Below are 20,459 nucleotides of genomic sequence, written 5' to 3'. Positions count from 1 at the left end.
AAAGAACAGGTTCATATCGTCATGGTGCGTAAACAAGGCTTCCTGGTCTACGATGAAGCGAACCAACGATACTTCATTGATTATCAACAAAGCCTTTCTATTGCCGCGAATGAGTTATTGCTCGAACTTCTCCTTGCTGCCCAACCGTATATGCGGGGCAGGCTATTGGATGTTGGGTGTGGCAAGCGATCTTATGCTTTAATTTATGAACGGCACGTGGAGTTAAGCATCGGTACTGAAGTACAGTTTTCCCCCCACGGTACTGGTGCCGCCGATCTGATCGGTTATGCCGAAGAGCTGCCATTCGCTGATGCTTCTTTCGATACTATTCTCTGTACAGAAGTGTTAGAACACACCAGACATCCCTTTCAGGTGCTAACCGAGCTGGCCCGACTCTTGAAACCGGGAGGACACCTGATCCTGTCAACCCCCTTTATCTATCCAATCCACGAGGCACCCCATGATTACTGGCGTTTTACCGTCTATGGTTTACAAAAAATCTGCCAGGATCATGGGCTGGACATCGTTGAAATCAACTCTAAAGGGGGCGTGATCACCACCATGATGATTTTAACCCACAATATTGCCGTACGCATTATGAACGTTTTTAGTAAGATTTTCCGCATAGATCCTCCACTCTACGAACGTAAGTGGGCACGCTGGTGTATATGCCTGCCTCAGTGGGCATACCTGGCATTATCACGAACGCTACGTTACCGAATCCGTCATCTGACCCAATCAGAGAATGTTGCCTATCAGCTTGACCGGCTATTCAAGCGCAACAATACGCTTACTGAAATCAACCATTGGCTGGCCTGTGGCTACGTATGTATCGCTCGTAAACCGGTTGATATATGAACATGTTGCGACAACGCATCGAATTGGGCTGGCACGTGATCGCACTGACACTATTGTCTGGTGCGTTTATACCGTTGTGGCGGCAAGAGACTCTTGGAGATACTATTGCGACAAGTGGAGATCCTATCCAACAGGTCGTTCTCCTCTTCAGCTATAGTGGTTTGGTATTGTTGTGGTGGTACCGTCAACAGGCAGTGAGCGTTGCATTACGAGGATGGCTGATCTGGGTAATTATCGGCTGGGCCATTCTCTCTGTCCTCTGGTCTCAGGCACCAGCCCTCACCATCAGGCGCAGTGCTACCCTGCTTCTGGCAACCTTATACGGGCTCTTACTGGCGATCCGTTACCCACCTGCAACCGTGCTGCGTTTAATCGGCAGTGCGATGGCGATCATCGTCGTCAGTAGCCTGATTGCGATCGGTCTCGGCGCACCAGGGGCAATTATGGGTCACCCACATCCCGGTGCCTGGCAAGGGATTATGTACCACAAGAATGCTTTGGGGCGGATCTGCGTGTTAGCACTGATTGTTTTCGGTGTATTAATGTATCAAACTACAATGCCATGGCGGATTGGATGGGGGGTATTGATTGCGAGCTGTGTCGGTCTAATTGTTGGATCCCAATCAGTAACAGCCGCTGTAATCCTGTTTATCATTATCCTGGCCTGGATGGTGTTGATACCATTTAGTATGGCATCGCGCAGAGAAAAGTTTCAAATGACGATGATCAGTCTGGGGATAGCAGCTCCTATTGGCTATTTGTTGTGGAGCTACAGTGAAGACATTGCTCAGTTGCTGAACCGCGATCTCACATTAACGGGCCGCCTTCTATTGTGGCAGGCATTGCTACCGATAGGCTGGAAGCAGGCTTTGACGGGCTATGGCTTTGGCGCTTTCTGGACTGATCCATCTCGAATGATGGATGTGGATATTGCGCTAATGCGTTTGCGATTCTGGTGGGCTTTGCAAGCTCATAATGGGTACATTGATGTCTGGCTAGAGCTCGGGATAGTCGGTGTTTGCATCGTTTTCGCATTGTTGACTTTTATCGTACAGTATGGCATACTTTACACACAAACAAATCAAGCAAATAATAAATATTTTATGCATTTTTTGTTTTTGCTTGCAGTTTTTTTAATTACTTATAATCTTGCTGAAGCTGTCCTTCTTGAAACTAACCTGGGAAAGGCTATTTTTTGGATCATCCCTTCATGGTCTTACTTCGTTACCCAAAAGAACAAGCGAGTTGAACGATGAGCAGACGGGTAATTGTATTTTATAACCAGCCAATAGCGATTTCAGAAACGTTCGTCTACAATCAAATCGCAGGTTTGAAACGTTACCAGCCCATCGTTATAGGGATCAAACATCCACAAGGACCGGAGATTGATGTGTCTCATCTTAATATTCATCTGATCAATCAAGGCGGGATCATTGGTACTATTCGCGAGATTGGGATCAAAGTGCTTGGCTATGTACCGAATGATATCGACCGACTGGTTGATCAGGTACAGCCACACCTGATTCATGCTCACTTTGCTCCATATGGCGCTATTGCCATGCCACTGGCACGGCAGCGCGGGCTGCCACTCCTGGTGAGTGTGCATGGCACTGATGTAACGATGTCCGATACGGCAATCTGGCGTTCGTCATACATGGCACATCGTCTGTACCTGTTGCGGCGACGTGCTCTGGCACAAATGGTCAGTCGGGTTATTGTGCAGTCAGACTTCTTACACCGCATCGTTGTGGAACGACACGGTTTTGCACCCGCAAAAGTTGTGTGTATCCGTCATGGTATTGACGTACAACGCTTCAATCCCAAGACACAGATGACAGTCTGGGGAAAGATATTATATGTGGGTCGGCTGGCAGAGCGGAAAGGGTTACCATTCCTGTTACATGCGCTTGCCCGGCTGCGCAATCGATTTCCAGAGATCCAGCTCACAGTTATTGGCGACGGACCGATGCGCCAACAGTATGAAGCGTTGGGCCGTGATCTGCTTGGTCAGCGGGTCACCTTTCTCGGTGCTCAGCCGAACAAGGTTGTGCAGCAGCATCTGGCAGAAGCCTGTATCTTTTGCATGCCGAGTATTACCATGCCTTCGGGTGAAGCAGAGACCCTGGGTATGGTCTTTCTTGAAGCCATGGCAATGCAAGTCCCACCGGTGAGTTTTCGCAGCGGAGGTATTCCTGAGGTGATCATTCATGGCCAAACCGGGTTTTTAGCCCATGAGCGCGACGTGGAAGAACTGGCGCATTACATTGAGATACTGCTGGCCGATCCAGATCTCCGCCATCGGCTGGGTGTACAGGGCAGACAATGGGTGGAGCAGGAATTTAATCTGGAGAAACAGAATGCGAAATTAGAATCATTATATGATGAAGTTGTTGATGAATATCATCATTAATCGATGATTATTTTGACATTGAGAAGTTACCATGAAAAAACAACTTATTATCAATATTGTTACGCAAATGGAAGCGGGTGGTGCTCAAAAGGCGGCCGTTCAAGTCTGTGAAGGATTAATCCAAAGAGGATACACCTCAGAAGTCTGGTTTCTATACAAAAAACGCGACACTTATGTTAATCGTCCACATATTCGATGGCTTTGCGACGGTAGACCAAAGACGGTATATGATTTTATCCTGCTTTGCATCAAACTCTATCATTGGTTACGTAACGCAAAACCGAGTGGTGTCATAACCTACACACATTATGCAAACGTTATCGGGCAAACCGTCGCTTACCTGGCTGGCATCCCTTACCGCATGGCGACACAACGCAATCCAAGCTGGAGTTATCCGGTCATTGCCCGTTGGCTCGACCGATTGTTGGGTACAATTGGTATCTACACATCAAATATTTTTGTCTCTCACAGTGTAGCAGACTCTTTTCAATCGTACCCCAACATATACAAGAATCGGAGCAGAGTTGTTCTCAATGGACTATCTAAACCAAGGACGGAGTGTACGAAATTAGCAGCGAGAACCAAGTTTGGGTTGCCAGTAGATCGTATTATTGTAACGAACATTGGTCGTCTTGCTGCGCAAAAAAATCAGCAATTATTGATCAAAGCTATCGGTTGTATACCAAACCCCAATTGGTATTTAGTGATTGCCGGTGACGGTGAACTACGATGTGAACTTGAACAAATGATCCATGAGTATGATTGTACTGATCACGTAAAGTTACTGGGTGAACTATCCCCAGAGGAGATCGGTGATCTGTTAATTGCCAGCGATATTTTTGCCTTGCCTTCACGATTTGAAGCGTTCGGTTTTGCAACCGTTGAAGCGATGATGATGGGATTACCAGTAATCGCAAGTGATCTGGACGTTAATCATGAGATTATCGGTGATGCTGGTATTTTTTTGCCAACCACAGATTTCCAGGAATGGAGCGATGCTATTCAATCTCTAGCAAACAATGAACAAGAACGCAAAAGACTAGGAAATTTATCACTGATGAATGCCAAAAAATATGATCTTAATCAAATGATTGACGAATATATCAAGCACCTGTTTATCAAATAAAGATGAGTTGCCATCGCATTTCAGTACTTAAAACCGTTATTGACCCATTCCCGATCTCGGCTCTCAACCAATACATCGGCGAGGCCATTGCTTCGCATAAGCAACGAATCATCGCTCATCACAACTTACACAGCGTTTACCTGTATCATCGTGATGCCAAAATGCGGATGTTTTACGAACGAGCGGACATTATCCATATTGATGGCATGCCCCTTGTTTACTGGGCGCGCCTGTTAGGCTATCCGGTGTCACGTGACCAGCGGGTAACGTACGTTGACTGGATTCAGCCATTGCTGGCAATGGCTACGGCTGAAGGATGGCGTGTGTTCTACCTCGGTGGTAAACCAGGGGTAGCCGCCCGTGCAGCAGAGATCGTATGCCGGCAATACCCGACACTTACCATTGCCACACACCACGGCTATTTTCCGCCGGAAGAGAATGACACAGTATTAGCAACCATTGCCGCCTTTCAGCCCCATATCTTGCTGGTTGGCATGGGGATGCCGCGTCAAGAACATTGGGTACTGGACAATCTCGACAAGCTTACAGCGAATGCTATTCTAACTGCTGGAGCATGCTTTGACTATATTGCCGGCGCGATTCCCACGCCACCACGCTGGATGGGGCGTCTGGGGTTAGAGTGGCTCTATCGCCTCATCAGCGAACCGCGCCGCCTGGGGAAGCGATATCTGATCGAGCCGTGGGCATTGTTACCACTGATGATCGCCGATGTACGGAGCGTGTTGCTGAGGAAAGGAAGGAGCTAATATGCGATTAGCTGCTAATGCTCTACGTAAATCTGCTAAATGGCTGATGACCGGTATGGTTTTTTTACTGGTGCTTATTCTGTTTTCAGGAAGCCTGGATTCGTATCGTATATACCACCCCGATGAAACGTTCTGGATCAGAAGCGGACAGTGGACATTTCAGAAAATGTTTATAGAGAAAGATTTTTCTTCCATACAATGGACAAAAACATACACTGAACTATTCAGTCATTTTGGAATGTGAAATCCGAACCTGGTCAAAATCATTATTGGTGCATCGCTGTACTGGCAGGGATTTACTGACATTCCAAAAGTGTCCTGGGACTGGTCATTATCAACGCAAGCGAATATTGATGCTGGAAATGCTGTCCCGCGTCCAGAATTAAGGGCTGGCAGATACCCCATAGTGCTACTGACAGCACTCACTGCCGGAATCCTTTTCCTGATCGGATTTTGTTTCTCTGAAACATTTGGCTGGATATATGGACTTTTTATCGTTGGCTTCTTTTTATCCCATCCGTTAGTCGAAGTTTTAGGCAAGCAAGCAATGCTTGACGTACCGGCTATTTTCTTCAGTCTTGTTTCAGTATATTGTGCGTGGCGTGGAATACATTATCGTTCAGGAAGGGAAGCGTTCATATTCGGCATAGGCGGTGGTTTATTTAGTGGACTGGCAGTCTCAGCAAAGCTAAATGCCGGACTCGTTGTAATCTCAATCCTGACGATTGGTATCATCAACCTCTATTTGCGTAGAACCAGAAATGATATATTGTTTATTCTGCCTAATCTTATTCTTCCGGCACTCATCTTCTTTGTAGTAAATCCACAAATATGGCATGATCTTTTGACTGGGATCAGGGTCATGCTAGAGCATTCACAAATTATTGCGGCAAGACGAAGTTCACGTCCAAATGAAGCCCTTTGGACGATCAATGATGCGCTAAGAGCTTTTCAAGCCAGAGTTTTCGGTGACTACTTTCATCTGGCTCTATGGATAACCGGCTGTTTACTGATGAAGGCAAACCTCAAACAGAATTACCCATTTGTAGTCTACGGTTTCATCGTAATGGCAGGAGTGATTGCCTGGACGCCCCTGAATTGGGATCGCTTCTACTTACCGGCTGTACCGTTTTATGCCATAGTGTTGGGCTATACACTCGGTAGCTTTTTTGAATCACTGTTTGTAAGAATGACCCAGAAACATGCCATTCCTATGGAAACAAGCAACCCATTACCCGGTTCAAAAGATTAGAACTCATATCGCAATGCTTCACCGTGGTACCACAGGGTGTCCTACATGTAGAGGAACCCTTCAAAACCTGCACGACACAACATCGGGTTAAGCGTGTGCTAAAAATGTCGTCATCCTGGACCTGCCAGGCCCATGATTCCGTGAAGAGTGTATGCCAGCGATTCGCCGGATAGTACCAACTCTTGACCAGCAAGGTGCATTCTTCAGGTGTCAAGCCTGCAATGCGCGCTGATTGGGCAACAACGATTGCCACCCGTGTGACATCGGTATCCCGTAGATGGCTCTATCCTCCCGAACACGCATTGCCAGGTATGCCCGGCCGTGCACCCCTACCGGGCACTGTCAGGACAATCCCTGTTGGCATGCGACCAGAGCAATGCATGGGTGTGATACATTATACCGGCTACCATGCGCCGTACAGGTAATGAAAAGCGCCGGGGTGAATGCAAAGGGATCAGTGTGGTTCAGGAGCGCGTGCTGTGCAGTGGTGAGCGATCCGGAGTCGCGTGCTCCTGGAGCATACCCGTTTGCTCATCACAACAGAGTGTTCAGGGTCGTAGCGTGAGGGTGACGGTAGATAGTGTGCCATAATAAACCAGGTTTGATATAACCCTACGAAATATCAATCATTACCATCTCTGGATTAACTAATACACATTACATACCCAGGCTGTTCCAATGAACTAAATTTCTTACTCGTGCAGGAATTAGAGTAAATTTCTGTAAGTATGAAGACATACAGCTTCGATTTAATTTCGTGCAGTCCAACACATTTCATTCTTGCACATCTTTCATCTTTCATTTTACAAAAAGCAGATTGACTTCTAATCTTTGTTATGCAAAAAATCAACACACATCTCACTTATCTAACTTTCCATTCCCAAACGATATCCCATCAGCTATTGTCATAACCCCCTATACTTGCCTTCTCAGCGCTATCCGTGCTATACTATCAACCGGCATACCCCCTGGATGGGTTTGTACCGGTTGACATGGTGTGAAGGCGCGGCCACGACGCCGGCAGGCGCCTTCACGTAAGGAGCCGGCATGCTGGAACGCCTGCGCACGCGACTGATCGGGAGCGTTCTCGCGTGGGATCTGATAGCAACATTGCTGTGTCTCGCCCTCGTCGTTCGCAATGATCCAACTCTTACACGCCAGTGGCCGCTCTACGGCGGTGTTGCTGTGATCTGGACACTGGTATTCATCGTTCTGGCCCCACAACGGGCACTGTTCACCCGCACCCTTCTCGAAGCCTTTACCCGTCTCTTCCTCGCTGTACTGCTGGCGGCAACCTCATTCGCCGGGTTACTCTATCTGGTGAACGGGGTGGCTATTGATCGGGGAACATTCACCTGGTTCGTCATTCTTAATCTGGTCGTCCTGGGCGTGATCCATCTGGGATTTCGGACGTTCGCCCGCTGGCGGCAGCAGCGTGGAAATGGGCGACGAGTACTGGTGGTTGGCGAGGTGAATGCTGCCATCCGCCTGGCCGATGAATTTGTGCGCCGGCCATGGACCGGCGTACAAGTGGTGGGGTATGCCTCTGATGAGCGCGATGCCCCAACAAGCCTTCCCCGCCTGGGCGGTTTACACGATCTCGTGACCCTGGTGCGTCGGTGTCAGATCGATGAAGTGATCTTCGCGTTGCCACCATCACGCTACGATCAGGTGGTTGAGTTGTCGTTGCAATTACTCAAAGAGCCGGTGATGATTCACACAGTCCCAACGGCGCTCGATCTGGCGTTTGCCCGGACTCCAGTGGATAGTGTAGGTGGTATTCCACTGGTGTCACTCCGCGAGTCGGCACTGACCGACTCGCAACGGGTGGTGAAGCGTCTATTTGATATTGTTGTGAGTTTGCTGTTGATCGTGCTGCTCTCTCCTTTAATGCTGCTGATCGCGCTGCTTATCAAACTCGAGTCGCCGGGGCCGATTATTTTTCGTCAGGAGCGCATTGGTGAGCATGGGCGACGCTTTCAGATGCTGAAGTTTCGCAGCATGTACGTCGATGCAGATCGGCGCTGGCGTGAGGTAGCCCAGCGTGATGAACACGGTCGGCTTATTCATAAGATGAAAGATGATCCGCGCATCACTCGTATTGGGCGAAAATTACGCCGCACATCCCTCGATGAATTACCACAACTGTTCAATGTATTACGCGGCGAAATGAGTCTGGTGGGGCCGCGACCAGAGATGCCTTATATCGCTGCCGAGTATGAGCCGTGGCAGTGGCAGCGCTTCCGGGTTCCGCCGGGCATGACCGGCTGGTGGCAGGTGAATGGTCGTAGTGATAAGCCGATGCATTTGCACACCGAAGATGATCTGTACTACATCCAGAATTATTCATTCTGGCTCGATCTGCGCATCCTGCTCAAAACGGTGATCGTCGTCTGGCAGGGGCATGGCGCATATTGATAAGATCACGTACAATAGCAGCACAGGCGTAGTTTGCATCCCACGGCATCATCACCAGTAGATGCACAATGTACCCATTGACAGACGGCGTGAAGGTGTCATTCGATGAACCGCTGGCGCGACTGGTATGAGCAAGGTAAGCGTGATTACACACGCGCATTGTGGGCGTTTTTCACGTTGCAACAGGCGTCTGAAAAGGTGGTTAAGGCGTTGGGGCTGGCCAGGGGTGTGACCCTTTGGGGTCATTCTCTCACAGACAGGCTGAGACGACTGAACCAGGAGCTGGCGGTGCCAGAAGAGGTGCTGGATAGTGCTCGCTTGCTCGACCTGTACTACATCCCACCTTGCTATCCGAACGGTTTTGCCTCAGGAAAGCCAGCCGATTATGTTACCGAAACGCAGGCACAGGAGGGACTGCATGCGGCGGATCGAGTCATTCGGTTCTGTGAAAGCCATCTCCCTGGATCGCGCTGAGATTATACGTCGCCTGCGTGAGGTTGCCACCTCAGCACTGGTAACCTTTATGTGCGCGCCGTGTACCTGATTGGCTCCCTGGCCAGAGGATCGCACTCGGGCACGAGCGATGTCGCCCTCTTGCTGCGGGTCAGTGAGCGGGCTGCTAATCCAATCGAGGCAGTCCGACCGTATTTCTTCTTCTTTTCGCGCCAACTTGACATCGGGATTGATCTGTTGCTCTGTGATGATACGTCTTTACCCGACATCGAGCAGATGATGGAAGGCAGTATTCTGCTCGCCAGTCGTGATGCAGAAGAGCATCCTGAACACCAGGCATGTGGATCGGGGCAGACGAATAGCAGTGAGGGTCAAGCAGCGGGATAAGTCGTCGATGAACCAGCACCCTACACGTATCCGGTATGTAGTAGAGCTGGCGCTGATGTGTGGCTGCCAGGTAGCCATGTGACGAAACACGTGGGTTGCTGATTGGAGAAGGTTGCCAATCCGATAGTTAGATGGCTTCCAACCGGTACAGAAGCCTTGCCGCTACCTACCTGACGTAATGTGAATGGCTAAACCTCTTAGAGATAGGTGCTGACCGAACTGATAGCAAGTGAGACAACGATCCTGAGCACAATTCCATGACCCAGACTGAGGCAATCGTCGCACTACCTGAACAAGTGGTAAGCGAACAACTACAACCAAGGCAACGTTTCCTGGCTCTCAGCGGAGCAGAAAGGCGTGTAGTATCATGGCTGGCCCCACTTGCGCTGATTCACACCCTGATCTACGTGTTCCTGGTGCCACCCTGGCAACATTACGACGAGCCGGGTCACTTTTTATATGCGGCGTACATTGTGCGCGGTGGAATCACTGCCCCTGATGATGTCGCGATTGCCCGAGAAGTCGCCGACTCGATGTACCGTCACGCCTTCTGGCCCCCTGGGGTACGCCCCGATTTGCTCAGCCCACGTCCGCCTGGTATTCCAACCGATCAACGGCACCATCCTCCACTATACTACAGCGTTATCGCAACCCTGATCGGCCCGTTCCGGTATATGCCGGTCGAATATCAGCTTTATCTCGGTCGCGTATTCAGTGCATTCTTAATGATGTTGACGGTCATCGCGGTGTGGCGCATTGGCCTGACGATGGCGCCTGATGAACCACAGATGGCACTGGTGCTGGCTGTACTGGTAGCCGGCACGCCGGCATTCGTCGATCTGATGAGCGCACTGAACAGCGATGTTCTGATGAACTTTGCCGCAGCCACAGCCTTTCTGGGCTTTGCTATCCTGATCCGCTACGGCTGGTGTGGTAGTGGCGTGCTGCTGGCCGTATTGGGAACCGGCGTGGCCATCCTGACCAAACGCACGGCCATTCCGCTCCTTGTCCCCCTGCTCCTGGCCCTTGTGTGGAGTATGTACCGTCGTCCAGTACGCTGGTGGGTCTACCTCGTGGGTGGTGGTCTCAGTACTGGCGCGTTGCTGATGCTCGGTTTCACCTTCGATACCGCTGGTCTGCGCACCCAACCCTGGCTGGCCGCTATCGAACGCGACTATCTGCGGATGGACATTGTGGTGTGGCTGCAATCATGGTTAAACTGGGAGCGAGCGTGGCCGTGGTACATTCGCACGGTAGAGATCGCGCACAACCACTTTTGGGTACGGCTGGCTTGGGGGCACATTCCAGTCTGGCCTCCGATTGGCGACTGGCTCTTTGCCGGCTTGAGCATTGCGGCAATCATTGGATTGCTGCGTGGAACGCAACAGTGGTCAGCTATTTTACCGAACTGGCAACAACGCTGGCTATGGCTGTGCGCGATTGCAGTGGGGCTGGCGTGGTTCACGCTGCTTGGACGGCTACATCCTCTGGACGAGCAAGAGATACCATATATCCCCCGCGGTCGCTACCTCTTTTGGGCAATCGTGCCCACAATCTGGCTGCTGGCAGCCGGCTGGCAACAACTCTGGCCTGCTCGCTGGCAACCTCTGACACCCTATCTCTTGCTTGCAATCATCACGGTGTTTGATATGGCAGCATTAGCGACGTTAGTAACGTTCTACTATCTGCGTTGACGAAACCAGGTGGCCTCTGCTACAATCAGAAAGCCCGCCTGGTGAACAAAACAAACCTGTCAGGTCTATAGTTATGAATGACGAGATTGATTTAAGGCCATACCTGTCAGCGCTCTTACGTCGCTGGTGGATTATTCTCGGTACTGCCCTGGGGGTAGCATTGCTGGTAGGCGTGCTGGCCTGGATACGAACGCCTCCCCACACTGCCAGTACCTCGCTCCTCATCGTCCCGGCAAGTGCCCAGGTTACGCTCGATAATCGCTTCACCAGTCGCGACTCCCTGCTTTTCACTACGACCGTTAACCAACGTGAGGCATTGCTGGGACTGGCGCGTGATGCAACGCTTGAAGAACGAGTTGCGGCAATCCTGGAGAGCGAGGGAAGATTGCCAGATGGGTATCAATTGGGCAATCTAAGCCAACGCATAACGATAGAAACCGATGGCGATCTGGTACGGATAACTGCGCGTGCTGACACAGCCGATGATGCTCGCCGATTGGCGATTTTGTGGGGACAAGAGTATACACGGCTGGTGAACGAAACCTATACTAGAGATACCAGCTCGTTGGAACTGGTCGAACAACAACTGACCGAAGCCCGCGAACGTTATCAAATGGCTCAGGCCGAACTGGAAGCATTTATTGCTCAGGGTGAACTTGCCGCTGCCGAACAAGAAGTGCGCCGCCTGAGCGATCTGGTGAATAGCGCCCGTGCTGCGGGTACTGATCGTTTCGCTGATTACCTTCGGCGGGCGAATGATATTGAGCAAATCTTGCGCGATGCACAGCTCTTGCGGCAGCGGTTGGGCGATCAATCTGCCGACGAAGTCAATGTAGCAGATGCGTTAGCAGCATTGTTGCTCCGGATTCGCAATCTGAGTGATCAGGGCAGTGATCGTCCTATCTTACAGCTCGACAGCTCGCTGACGGATAATGCCGTCGTGACCGTAGCCGATCTTGACCGTTTAATCACTGCTCTTCGCGCTGAATATCAGGATGTGCGCAGCGAGGCTGAGCGGTTAAGTGAGCTACCACCCAATGAGCTAAGCCCCGACTCGAGCCTGTCATTGTACAACCGTCTGGCCGCAGCGCAGACTCGTCTTGAACAACTAAATGCTCGTCAGCGCGAATTGACTCGTAATCGCGATATTACGTTTGGGCTGATTGAAGTCCTGATGAGGCGTATCGATGAGTTACGAGTCGCAGATGCAGCCCCACAGGTCTCGGTACGCTATCTCGGTACGGTTACCAATCCTGTGGCAACGATAGGTCGTACAGTGGCAACTCAGGCTGCAATTGGTGCCCTGGCCGGCATCTTCCTGGCAGCAGTCATCATTGTGGTACTTGAAGCAGTTGCGGTTGCCCGTCGTAATACTGCACTGACCCCAAAACCGGCTGGAGATTGAGCGTTATTGTTTCGGTTGTTTAGCAAAGGTGAAGTGCATAGAGGAGCTAGCGGGTTAAAATCCTGCCTCAAGGCGTGCCAGCCCCTCCGGGGCTGGCCTTGCGACGGGGTGGGAGTACACGCTGGAGGAGACGGCGGGTAGACCCATCGGTAGGGTAAAACCCTGCCTCAAAGCGTGCAAACCCCTGCGGGGCTGGCCTGGCAGCGGGATATGGATGTCTCTTAGCCCTAGCGGGACTGCTGCGTCAGGCGGCAGGGCTTTAGCCCGCCTGACAGCGGGGTCGGCCTGACGGCGGGGGAGTTTCTCGCGTTCTTCTGCATCGCTACATGACTCCTCCCTGTATGCATCGACGTCAGGGGAGGACAGAAAATACGAGCTACCACCACTTCTGTCGCACAAGGAAGCCTGAAACCAGACTTCTGGTTCTTCCCTCGCCCGTAGCGCGGGCGAGGGGTTAAGGTGAAGGTGTTCAGAGCGTCCTCAAGCCCTCGCGCTTGTCTGCCTGTGCACGTTCTGCCCACTTGTGAACCGCAACGACAGGGTGAGTGGTACGCCAGAGTCACTTTACACACCGGTTGTCAGCAGTGGTTCATCAACAATACTGCCACCGCCCCCTCCACGTTCGTTAGCCGTGCAGGGGGCGGTCGCGCACAGACTCGCGCTCACGCCATCGGTGGTGTCAGCGTGCTGGAGTCGGTGCTCAGCACCTGCATCTGTTTACGTAGCGCCAGAACAGCCCGATAGAGGAGGGTCTTCGTTGCCTCCTGGCTGCGTCCCAGTTGATGGGCTATGTCGGGCAGGGCGAGCTGATACTGATAGCGCAAGAGGAGGACTTGCCGGTACTGGTCTGGCAGTCGCTGCAACGCCACGTATAGGGTTTGCCGATCGCTTTCCGCAATGAAGCGACTGTCCAGGTCAGATGACGTATCGGTCACCGTCGTGCCGGTGAGAGATACTGTGCGTTGGGGATGACGCAGGACGTCGACGACCAGGTCGCGCGCCACGCGGAAGAGCCAGGCCCCGACCGGTACCCCGCGATCTTCAAAGGTGGGAGCGCGTTCGATCAGGCGGGCAAAGACCTCGTGGTGCAAGTCGAAGGCCAGCTCAGGATCACCCAGGCGCCGCAGGATGGACGCATAGAGCCGACGAGCGTAGGTGGTGTATAGCCACTCGATGACGTGCGGATCCCGGGCACGCAGCCCAACGATGAGGTCGTGGTGGGTTGGGTGGGTCATACAAACCTCCGTGAGTGCTAAGCAACGATGAATGCGGATACGACAGAGTATAGGGAAATAGTGGGGGTATTTGGTAAAAAATTTGCATCACTTTGGTTGGGGCCTGGTGGAAAGACGCTTTGCAGAACTATGGGTTGAATCCTTGCCGCAGATACTCACCGCTCGGTACAGCTTTCGGAGCTGTTGGTTAGCGGCGAACGGGGAGTTCACACCCTGCCGCACGATGTGGCAGGTCGACAGGGTTGAGGCTTTGTGCGATGGGGCTTGGTGTCGATAGCACGGGTGGGCATATTATGGTATCACGTACAGTGTGGTTGTGCTCAGAGGAAGAACCTGAACAGATTGGTCCACGTGGGTGTACCTTTTTGGTTCATATTCCGGTTATATATGTACCAGCCCATGTTCTTGATCTTCAGACGAGGAAGACACCATGAAGCAGAACCTGTGCATTGTGCGTTTGCTCACACCACCGCCACCACCTGCACCACCTGCACCACCATCAGACCCTTCGGATCAGCAAGGATGGTGGTCAGAGGAACAATTTGAGCAAGATGGACAGATGCCAGCTTCACTTCCGTTCTGGCATCCGAAAGCGATCCGGCGTGCACTACAACTGCCGATGGTGTGAAAAGGCTTTGACGGAATAGCGCCTGGCCTTAGCGCCTGTGATGGGTGTTTAGGTTCTGCTCGTGTATCATTACGAAATGACACGAACAGCTTATCCACGTGATGATTCCGATGAGGAGTAGGGGTTTGTTGCGCCCTATCTGACGCTGATGGGCGAAGTGTCACCGCAGCGGAACTACTCCCTGCGCGACATCTCCAACAGACTACGCTCTCTGCTGCGCACGAGTGCGCCGTGGTGGATGCGGCCCAACGACGTGCCGCTGTGGTACGTTGGCTATTAACAGACGCAGCGCTGGTTGACGGCGAGGGTGGCGGAGCAGATGGTGCACGATGTGCGGATGCTGCTGCGCGACATCAATGACCGCACGCCCCAACCCCGTGCCGCGATAGTGGACAGCCGGACGCTGCAATCGACACCAGCAAGCGGGGGACGCGCTGGCGACGATGGGCATACACAGCGTAACGGCTCAACGGTGCATCTGGCTGTGGATACGCTGGGGCAGATGCTGGCGGTGGTGGTCACGCTGGTGAACGAACACGACTGTGCGCAGATGACTGCGCTGGCCCAACGGATTCAGGAGGTGACCGGTGAGACGATGGAGGTGGCCGTCGTCGACCAGGGCGCCACCGGTGAGCAACCGGCCGCCGAGGCTGCCGCCCATGGTTTCGCCTGGAGGTGGTCAAGCTGCTGACAACCAGGCGGGGCTTTGTCGTGCTACCTCGACGGGGTGGTCGAGCACAGGTTCGCCTGGATATCACGACTCCGGCGCCTGGTGCGTGATGACGAACGCCTGGTGGAGACCCTGACCGGGTCGTATTTCATCGCCTTCTCCATCGTATTGGCTCATCGATTTGTCTCTTTCATGGTTCAACGTTTATAACAGGCTCTACACGCATAAATGCTTGCGTTACCTTTTGAGCGAGCGTAAACACAGCTTCCACTGCCACCCGCTGCTGACGGGATAGGTGGCAGCCACGTGCTCGCTATTCGCTATATGGATGAGCGAGAGGCTGATGCATGACCAGCCAGTCCGGCTGGCAATCAACACACTTACATCGTCCCAGTATTAATCGGCTGCCACGTCACCGACGTGATCTACCTCATCATGCTGATCACGTGGCGACCACGCTTTCTCGTCAACAATCAATTCAATCGTCTTGAAGCGACGGCCAGTTTCAACATCATATCGATAGCGAACGCAGATGAGGCGATCACCATACAGTGCCTGTAACTTCTTGGTACCACGCTGACCGGGTTTCAGTTTGAGACGAGTGCGCATTGTAAGCTCCATCAAAAATCGATGACATGGCCTGGTACCAGGATACTGAGGCAGTGTTACAACATTGTTACCAAAAGGTTAAGATAGAGGCTTGACGTTTTGGTTTGGTCAGATATGCACCAATGCTAGAAGTGCTATACCCTTTCCTTGAAACCTGCTGCGTCGCAGATCGCTTGAAGGAGGCTGAAGCCTGTGATACTTATTGCGGATTTGCAGTAATCACAGACAAGTTGTACTCCTGAGTGAAGGAACCGACAGGGATAGGCGGGCGGCGTAGTGCATTATAGGCGGGGTGAAGAGTCGGCAAGTTAACCCCCTGCCTCACGACGTGGCAGCCCCTCCGGGGCTGGCCGGGCGGCAAGCAGGAGATACTAGAGCCTGTTATGGACTTTTCGGTTCTGCGCGTATATCATGACGCTATGACACGAACAGCCTATCCCAGTGATGGTTCTGATGAAGAGTGGGCATTCGTCGCGCCCTCTGTGACGCTGATGGACGAAGCAGCGCCGCAGCGAAACTACCCCCTGCGCGACGTCGCCAACGGGCTGCGCTCCATGCTGCGCACGGGTGCACCGTGGCGAATGCTGCCCACCGCCGTGCCGCCGTGGCCCGTGGTGTATCACCAGCCCCAGCGCTGGCTGAAAGCGGGCGTGGGTGCGCAGATGGTGCACGACGTGCGGATGCTGCTGCGCGACATCACCGACCGTGCGCCCCAGCCCCGTGCCGTCATGGTGGACAGCCGGACGCTTCAGTCGACGCCGGAACGCGGGGGCCGTGCTGGGTACGATGGACACAACCGCCGGAACGGCGCGACGGTACATCTGGCCGTGGCTACGCTGGGGCACCTGCCGGCAGTAGTGGTCACCCCGGCCACCGACCACGATCGGGCGCAGGTGGCGGCGCTGGCGCAACGCATGCAGGAGATACCTGGTGACACGGTAGCGGTGGCCGTCGTTGACCAGGGGTACACCGGTGCGCAACCGGCAGCCGAGGCCGCCGCCCACGGCAGTCGCCTGGCGGTGGTCACGCTGCCGACCGCCACGCGCGGCGTTGGCGTGCTGCCGCGGCGCTGGGTGGTCGAGCGCAGGTTCGCCTGGATGACGCGCTTCCGTCGCTTGGTGCGTGACGACGACCGTGTGGCGGCGACGCTGGCCGGCTTGCATGTCGTTGCTGTTGCCATCGTGGTGGCCCATCGGTTTGTCTCGCTCATGGTTCAACGTTCATAACAGGCTCTAAGTAAGTAACAGAAAGTACGTGGCGTTTTGTCTGCTCGTGTGCTCTGCGAGCGGCGGAGGATGCCATGATCTCTGTGAGAACACCAACCGATGACGAGATCAACGAGATCAAACGGATGACCCACCACGCGATCGAACGGGTCGCGCCGCGAGCGCACATGATCCTGCGCTCAGCGCAGCGGCGGACAGTGCCGGAGATTGCCAGCATGTTCGACGTCACGGACAAGACGGTACGCACGTGGATACATCGCGCTGCTGCGCACGGCCCAGGTGGCTTGGACGATGAGGCCCGGAGCGGCCGACCACACACGCTGACCGACCGCGTGCGTCCCACGCGCATCGCGATGATGGCGCACGACCCTGCGCACGCCGGGTAGCTGGCGACGTACTGGACAGTCGCCATGCTGGTGGTGGCCGTGCGCGAGCGCTTGGGTATGCCCCTGAGCGCCAGCACGGTCCGCCACGCCCGGCCCTATGCCACGCTCGCCTGGGGCCGACCGCGGCTGGCGATGCCACGCACGAATGATCCCCAGAAAGCCGCTCAGCAGTGGGCCATCGCGCAGGCGGTCAGCGACGCCAGTCCGGAGGTCATCGTGCGCTCCGCCGACGCATCGCGCATCCAGGTGCTGCCAGTGATCCGTGCCATGGGGCACTGGCGCGGCCAGCAGCTCCGGGTGCCGACTCCAGGGAGCACTGTCACGCGCAGCCTGGTTGGTGCCCGGACCATCCGTACCGGCCAGTGGACCCATCTGGTGCGCGACCATCTGTCCACAGAAGACGTCAGTGCCGTCCTGGACCACCTGGTGACGGTCTCCGCCAGCGGCCCGATCATCGTGATCGGTGACAACTACATCTCGCCACACGGCTGGCGCGGTCTACGCCTGGCTCGCAGCACAGCCCCGGCTGCGCCTGGTCACCTTGCCACCCTCCTGCGCGCACGTGAATCCGGTCGAGACTATCTGGCTGCGGCTCAAAAACGACATCGCCGCCAATCGCTTGCACGGATCGCGCCACTGCCTCCTGGATAGCGTCGCCAGCTTCTTCCGTGCCATGACTCCTGCGCATGCGCTGACGTGGGCGGCTGTCAAATGAACGTGGCACGTACTTTTTGCTACCTACTTAGACGTGCTCAACTGTAGCCCCGACGGGTTGCAGGGTCGGCGGGTTGAAACCTTGCCTCAATTCCTGAAAGCCCCTCCGGGGTTGACTTGGCGGTGGAGAGGGGCGGTAGCCGCGCCGGAGGAGACAGTGGGTAGGTCAATCGGCGGGTTACAACCCAACCTCAAGGCTTGAAAGGCTGGCAGGATTAACCTGGTAGTGAGTGGGGCCGTGGGTACTTCTGCATAACCTGTAGCACCCTGCCGGTGGTCAGAGAGAGCTTCCATCTATCTGAAGACGGGATTGGGTCGCTTGTGGATGTGCTTCCTCCCTGTCTTTAACGACTTCAGGAGAGGAGGGAAAATATGAGCCGGAGAACTTGGCTAAGGCTGCTGATCTTCCCTGCTCCCGCGCTATAAAAGAAGGCTAGAGGTGAGCGCACGCAGGATGCCCTTAAGCCCTGTTTCCCATATGTGCTCCCAGGTAGGGGGCGGTCGTGCACAGACTCGCCCTCACGCCATCGGTGGTGTCAGCGTGCTAGAGTCGGTGCTCAGCACCTGCATCTGTTTACGTAGCGCCAGGACAGCCCGATAGAGGAGGGTCTTCGTTGCCTCCTGGCTGCGTCCCAGTTGATGGGCTATGTCGGGCAGGGCGAGCTGATACTGATCGTGCAAGAGGAGGACTTGCCGGTACTGGTCTGGCAGTCGCTGCAACGCCACATACAGGGTTTGCCGCTCGCTTTCAGCAATGAAGAGACTGTCCAGGTCAGATGACGTATCGGTCACCGTCGTGCCGGTGAGAGATACCGTGCGTTGGGGATGACGCAGGACGTCGACGACCAGGTCGCGCGCCACGCGGAAGAGCCAGGCCCCGACCGGTACCCCGCGATCTTCAAAGGTGGGAGCACGTTCGATCAGGCGGGCAAAGACCTCGTGGTGCAAGTCGAAGGCCAGATCAGGATCACCCAGGCGCCGCAAGATGGACGCATAGAGCCGACGAGCGTAGGTGGTGTATAGCCACTCGATGACGTGCGGATCCCGGGCACGCAGCCCGACGATGAGGTCGTGGTGGGTTGGGTGGGTCATACAAACCTTCGTGAGTGCTAAGCAACGATGAATGCGGATACGACAAAGTATAGGGGAAGCGTGGAGAGTTTTTGGTAAAAAATTTGTATCATTTTAGTTTGGGCCTGGCGAGAAGGGGGGCTGTAGAGCTATAGGTTGCATGCCTGCCGCACAATAGAACTCATTTCAAAATTCGGTCAACGCACCACAACATGATAGCGACGAGACAGAACGCACGAGAGCTATGCAGATAACGATCAGAGCGCACCACCAACCGACGGTCATTGTCCATCCATGCGACGCACCGCTCGACCTTCCAGCGATGCTGATAGCGTGCGCCGGTACGCAGCGGACGCCCGCGCGTGGGACGCTGACGGTTGCGCCGCTCACGAGATGGCATGGTGGGTGTGATCCCACGCCGACGCAGGTCGTTGCGCAACGCTGCACTGTCGTAGGCTTTATCTGCCACCAGTTCGTTCGGTCGCGTGCTGGACCGGCCGCGTCGGCGTGGCACACGCATGGTCCGCACCGTCGCTTCAGCCAGGGTGCGGTCGTGCGGGTGTGCGCTCGCCACGTGCAGGCCGATGGGCACGCCAGTGCCATCGACCACGACCATCACCTTGGCGCCGTTGCCAACCTTCGTTGTGCCTCCGCCAGTGCCCCTTTGGTTGCCGGAACGACGCTGCCGTCCAGTAACGCACGTGCCCATGCCAGCGTGCCGTCCGCAGCGAGGCGGCTCAGGAGGGTGCGACACATGCGCTCCCACGTCCCGTCCTGCGACCACGCGTGCCATCGTCGCCAGCAGGTGCTGGGAGATTCGTCCTCCGTTGGCAGGTCTGCCCAGGCACAGCCCGTGTGCAGCACATACAACATACCATTCAGGGTCCGGCGGTCGTCGTTGCGCGGACGACCCCGCGCACGTGGTTGCTTGGGGATGAGCGGTTCGATCACCACCCATTGGTCGTCGGTGAGATCATGTCTGCTCATACCGCTATTTTAGCATAAGAAGACATTTTTTGAAATAGATTCTAGTGATACCTCGGTACGGCTTGCGACACTGGCGGTGATCGGTGGTTCAAACCCTGCTGCCTGGTGTGGCAGATCGGCAGAGCTGCGTGACGATAGGGCTTAGATTTCGTGCGATGAGGCT

21 protein-coding genes and 1 pseudogene are annotated in these 20,459 nt (G+C 54.2%); 17 read left to right on the top strand and 5 right to left on the bottom strand.

Going from position 1 to position 20,459, the window contains the following annotated elements; genetic code table 11:
* Positions 1-21 precede the first annotated feature (21 nt).
* The 12 genes from CAUR_RS07885 to CAUR_RS07830 all read left to right on the top strand — a co-directional run bounded on the left by CAUR_RS07885 (position 22) and on the right by CAUR_RS07830 (position 12,770).
* On the top strand, positions 22-858 hold the full coding sequence (locus tag CAUR_RS07885) for a class I SAM-dependent methyltransferase (protein ID WP_012257385.1): 837 nt from the start codon (positions 22-24) through the stop codon (positions 856-858).
* The gene (locus tag CAUR_RS07880; protein ID WP_012257384.1) at positions 855-2,114 is read left to right on the top strand and encodes an O-antigen ligase family protein; all 1,260 of its coding nucleotides are present in this window, start codon (positions 855-857) and stop codon (positions 2,112-2,114) included. The genes CAUR_RS07885 and CAUR_RS07880 overlap by 4 nt, the downstream gene beginning before the upstream one ends.
* A complete protein-coding gene (locus tag CAUR_RS07875) occupies positions 2,111-3,268 on the top strand; it encodes a glycosyltransferase (protein ID WP_012257383.1) in 1,158 nt (385 codons plus the stop codon). The genes CAUR_RS07880 and CAUR_RS07875 overlap by 4 nt, the downstream gene beginning before the upstream one ends.
* 31 nt (positions 3,269-3,299) lie before the next feature.
* The gene (locus tag CAUR_RS07870; protein ID WP_012257382.1) at positions 3,300-4,394 is read left to right on the top strand and encodes a glycosyltransferase family 4 protein; all 1,095 of its coding nucleotides are present in this window, start codon (positions 3,300-3,302) and stop codon (positions 4,392-4,394) included.
* 2 nt (positions 4,395-4,396) lie between these two features.
* On the top strand, positions 4,397-5,161 hold the full coding sequence (locus tag CAUR_RS07865) for a WecB/TagA/CpsF family glycosyltransferase (RefSeq protein ID WP_012257381.1): 765 nt from the start codon (positions 4,397-4,399) through the stop codon (positions 5,159-5,161).
* 1 nt (position 5,162) lies between these two features.
* A complete protein-coding gene (locus tag CAUR_RS07860) occupies positions 5,163-5,405 on the top strand; it encodes a hypothetical protein (protein WP_012257380.1) in 243 nt (80 codons plus the stop codon).
* 162 nt (positions 5,406-5,567) lie between these two features.
* Complete coding sequence (locus CAUR_RS07855) at positions 5,568-6,413, top strand: phospholipid carrier-dependent glycosyltransferase (RefSeq protein ID WP_242605100.1); 846 nt, start codon at positions 5,568-5,570, stop codon at positions 6,411-6,413.
* A gap of 1,047 nt (positions 6,414-7,460) precedes the next feature.
* Positions 7,461-8,831 (top strand): sugar transferase, encoded by a 1,371-nt coding sequence (locus tag CAUR_RS07850; RefSeq protein ID WP_012257378.1) that lies wholly within the window; start codon positions 7,461-7,463, stop codon positions 8,829-8,831.
* 105 nt (positions 8,832-8,936) lie between these two features.
* The gene (locus tag CAUR_RS07845; RefSeq protein ID WP_012257377.1) at positions 8,937-9,305 is read left to right on the top strand and encodes a HEPN domain-containing protein; all 369 of its coding nucleotides are present in this window, start codon (positions 8,937-8,939) and stop codon (positions 9,303-9,305) included.
* 51 nt (positions 9,306-9,356) lie between these two features.
* Positions 9,357-9,671, top strand: a complete 315-nt coding sequence (locus CAUR_RS07840) for a nucleotidyltransferase family protein (protein ID WP_012257376.1) — start codon at positions 9,357-9,359, stop codon at positions 9,669-9,671.
* 257 nt (positions 9,672-9,928) lie between these two features.
* Complete coding sequence (locus CAUR_RS07835) at positions 9,929-11,365, top strand: glycosyltransferase family 39 protein (protein ID WP_012257375.1); 1,437 nt, start codon at positions 9,929-9,931, stop codon at positions 11,363-11,365.
* 73 nt (positions 11,366-11,438) lie between these two features.
* Positions 11,439-12,770: a Wzz/FepE/Etk N-terminal domain-containing protein gene (locus CAUR_RS07830; RefSeq protein WP_012257374.1), complete on the top strand. Its 1,332-nt coding sequence runs from the start codon at positions 11,439-11,441 to the stop codon at positions 12,768-12,770.
* Between the two features lie 662 nt (positions 12,771-13,432).
* Here CAUR_RS07830 and CAUR_RS07825 read toward each other — a convergent pair.
* The gene (locus CAUR_RS07825; RefSeq protein ID WP_012257373.1) at positions 13,433-14,005 is read right to left on the bottom strand and encodes an RNA polymerase sigma factor; all 573 of its coding nucleotides are present in this window, start codon (positions 14,003-14,005) and stop codon (positions 13,433-13,435) included.
* Positions 14,006-14,435: 430 nt separating this feature from the next.
* On the opposite strand from CAUR_RS07825, the gene CAUR_RS07820 reads away from it, so the two are divergent.
* Entirely contained in the window at positions 14,436-14,633 is a 198-nt protein-coding gene (locus CAUR_RS07820) for a hypothetical protein (RefSeq protein WP_015909075.1), read from the top strand.
* Between the two features lie 76 nt (positions 14,634-14,709).
* Positions 14,710-15,513: pseudogene (locus tag CAUR_RS07815) on the top strand (transposase).
* A 186-nt stretch (positions 15,514-15,699) separates the two neighbouring features.
* Here the strand turns inward: CAUR_RS07815 and CAUR_RS07810 are convergent.
* On the bottom strand, positions 15,700-15,912 hold the full coding sequence (locus CAUR_RS07810; RefSeq protein WP_012257369.1) for a hypothetical protein: 213 nt from the start codon (positions 15,910-15,912) through the stop codon (positions 15,700-15,702).
* Positions 15,913-16,331: 419 nt separating this feature from the next.
* Here CAUR_RS07810 and CAUR_RS07805 point away from each other — a divergent pair, with 419 nt between their 5' ends.
* The 3 genes from CAUR_RS07805 to CAUR_RS21890 all read left to right on the top strand — a co-directional run bounded on the left by CAUR_RS07805 (position 16,332) and on the right by CAUR_RS21890 (position 18,239).
* Positions 16,332-17,138, top strand: coding sequence for an IS5 family transposase (locus tag CAUR_RS07805; protein ID WP_012256455.1), 807 nt, complete (start codon positions 16,332-16,334; stop codon positions 17,136-17,138).
* A gap of 83 nt (positions 17,139-17,221) precedes the next feature.
* On the top strand, positions 17,222-17,524 hold the full coding sequence (locus CAUR_RS07800) for a helix-turn-helix domain-containing protein (protein WP_157866406.1): 303 nt from the start codon (positions 17,222-17,224) through the stop codon (positions 17,522-17,524).
* Positions 17,525-17,987: 463 nt separating this feature from the next.
* Entirely contained in the window at positions 17,988-18,239 is a 252-nt protein-coding gene (locus CAUR_RS21890) for a transposase (RefSeq protein WP_083772548.1), read from the top strand.
* Positions 18,240-18,757: 518 nt separating this feature from the next.
* On the opposite strand, the gene CAUR_RS07790 is transcribed toward CAUR_RS21890, so the two are convergent.
* From CAUR_RS07790 to CAUR_RS21885, 3 genes are all read right to left on the bottom strand, one after another.
* The gene (locus CAUR_RS07790; RefSeq protein WP_012257372.1) at positions 18,758-19,330 is read right to left on the bottom strand and encodes an RNA polymerase sigma factor; all 573 of its coding nucleotides are present in this window, start codon (positions 19,328-19,330) and stop codon (positions 18,758-18,760) included.
* 160 nt (positions 19,331-19,490) lie between these two features.
* Positions 19,491-20,018, bottom strand: coding sequence for an IS5 family transposase (locus CAUR_RS07785; protein WP_083772547.1), 528 nt, complete (start codon positions 20,016-20,018; stop codon positions 19,491-19,493).
* Positions 19,925-20,296 carry a transposase gene (locus CAUR_RS21885; protein WP_012257370.1) on the bottom strand — a complete coding sequence of 124 codons (372 nt, stop codon included), beginning with the start codon at positions 20,294-20,296 and terminating at the stop codon, positions 19,925-19,927. The genes CAUR_RS07785 and CAUR_RS21885 overlap by 94 nt, the downstream gene beginning before the upstream one ends.
* Positions 20,297-20,459 lie beyond the last annotated feature (163 nt).

The sequence above is a fragment of the Chloroflexus aurantiacus J-10-fl genome, from assembly GCF_000018865.1.
GTDB classification, from domain to species: Bacteria; Chloroflexota; Chloroflexia; order Chloroflexales; family Chloroflexaceae; genus Chloroflexus; species Chloroflexus aurantiacus.
Note: the sequence above shows the minus strand (reverse complement) of the source record. Positions and strands in the feature narration are given on the sequence as shown.

What these genes read in the sequence shown, in the direction of transcription:
- CAUR_RS07885 (WP_012257385.1), top strand. Translation starts at nt 22, where the DNA reads ATGGTGCGTAAACAAGGCTTCCTGGTCTACGATGAAGCGAACCAACGA.
- CAUR_RS07880 (WP_012257384.1), top strand. Translation starts at nt 855, where the DNA reads ATGAACATGTTGCGACAACGCATCGAATTGGGCTGGCACGTGATCGCA.
- CAUR_RS07875 (WP_012257383.1), top strand. Translation starts at nt 2,111, where the DNA reads ATGAGCAGACGGGTAATTGTATTTTATAACCAGCCAATAGCGATTTCA.
- CAUR_RS07870 (WP_012257382.1), top strand. Translation starts at nt 3,300, where the DNA reads ATGAAAAAACAACTTATTATCAATATTGTTACGCAAATGGAAGCGGGT.
- CAUR_RS07865 (WP_012257381.1), top strand. Translation starts at nt 4,397, where the DNA reads ATGAGTTGCCATCGCATTTCAGTACTTAAAACCGTTATTGACCCATTC.
- CAUR_RS07860 (WP_012257380.1), top strand. Translation starts at nt 5,163, where the DNA reads ATGCGATTAGCTGCTAATGCTCTACGTAAATCTGCTAAATGGCTGATG.
- CAUR_RS07850 (WP_012257378.1), top strand. Translation starts at nt 7,461, where the DNA reads ATGCTGGAACGCCTGCGCACGCGACTGATCGGGAGCGTTCTCGCGTGG.
- CAUR_RS07845 (WP_012257377.1), top strand. Translation starts at nt 8,937, where the DNA reads ATGAACCGCTGGCGCGACTGGTATGAGCAAGGTAAGCGTGATTACACA.
- CAUR_RS07835 (WP_012257375.1), top strand. Translation starts at nt 9,929, where the DNA reads ATGACCCAGACTGAGGCAATCGTCGCACTACCTGAACAAGTGGTAAGC.
- CAUR_RS07830 (WP_012257374.1), top strand. Translation starts at nt 11,439, where the DNA reads ATGAATGACGAGATTGATTTAAGGCCATACCTGTCAGCGCTCTTACGT.
- CAUR_RS07825 (WP_012257373.1), bottom strand. Translation starts at nt 14,005, where the DNA reads ATGACCCACCCAACCCACCACGACCTCATCGTTGGGCTGCGTGCCCGG.
- CAUR_RS07820 (WP_015909075.1), top strand. Translation starts at nt 14,436, where the DNA reads ATGAAGCAGAACCTGTGCATTGTGCGTTTGCTCACACCACCGCCACCA.
- CAUR_RS07810 (WP_012257369.1), bottom strand. Translation starts at nt 15,912, where the DNA reads ATGCGCACTCGTCTCAAACTGAAACCCGGTCAGCGTGGTACCAAGAAG.
- CAUR_RS07805 (WP_012256455.1), top strand. Translation starts at nt 16,332, where the DNA reads ATGACACGAACAGCCTATCCCAGTGATGGTTCTGATGAAGAGTGGGCA.
- CAUR_RS07790 (WP_012257372.1), bottom strand. Translation starts at nt 19,330, where the DNA reads ATGACCCACCCAACCCACCACGACCTCATCGTCGGGCTGCGTGCCCGG.
- CAUR_RS07785 (WP_083772547.1), bottom strand. Translation starts at nt 20,018, where the DNA reads ATGGGCACGTGCGTTACTGGACGGCAGCGTCGTTCCGGCAACCAAAGG.
- CAUR_RS21885 (WP_012257370.1), bottom strand. Translation starts at nt 20,296, where the DNA reads ATGAGCAGACATGATCTCACCGACGACCAATGGGTGGTGATCGAACCG.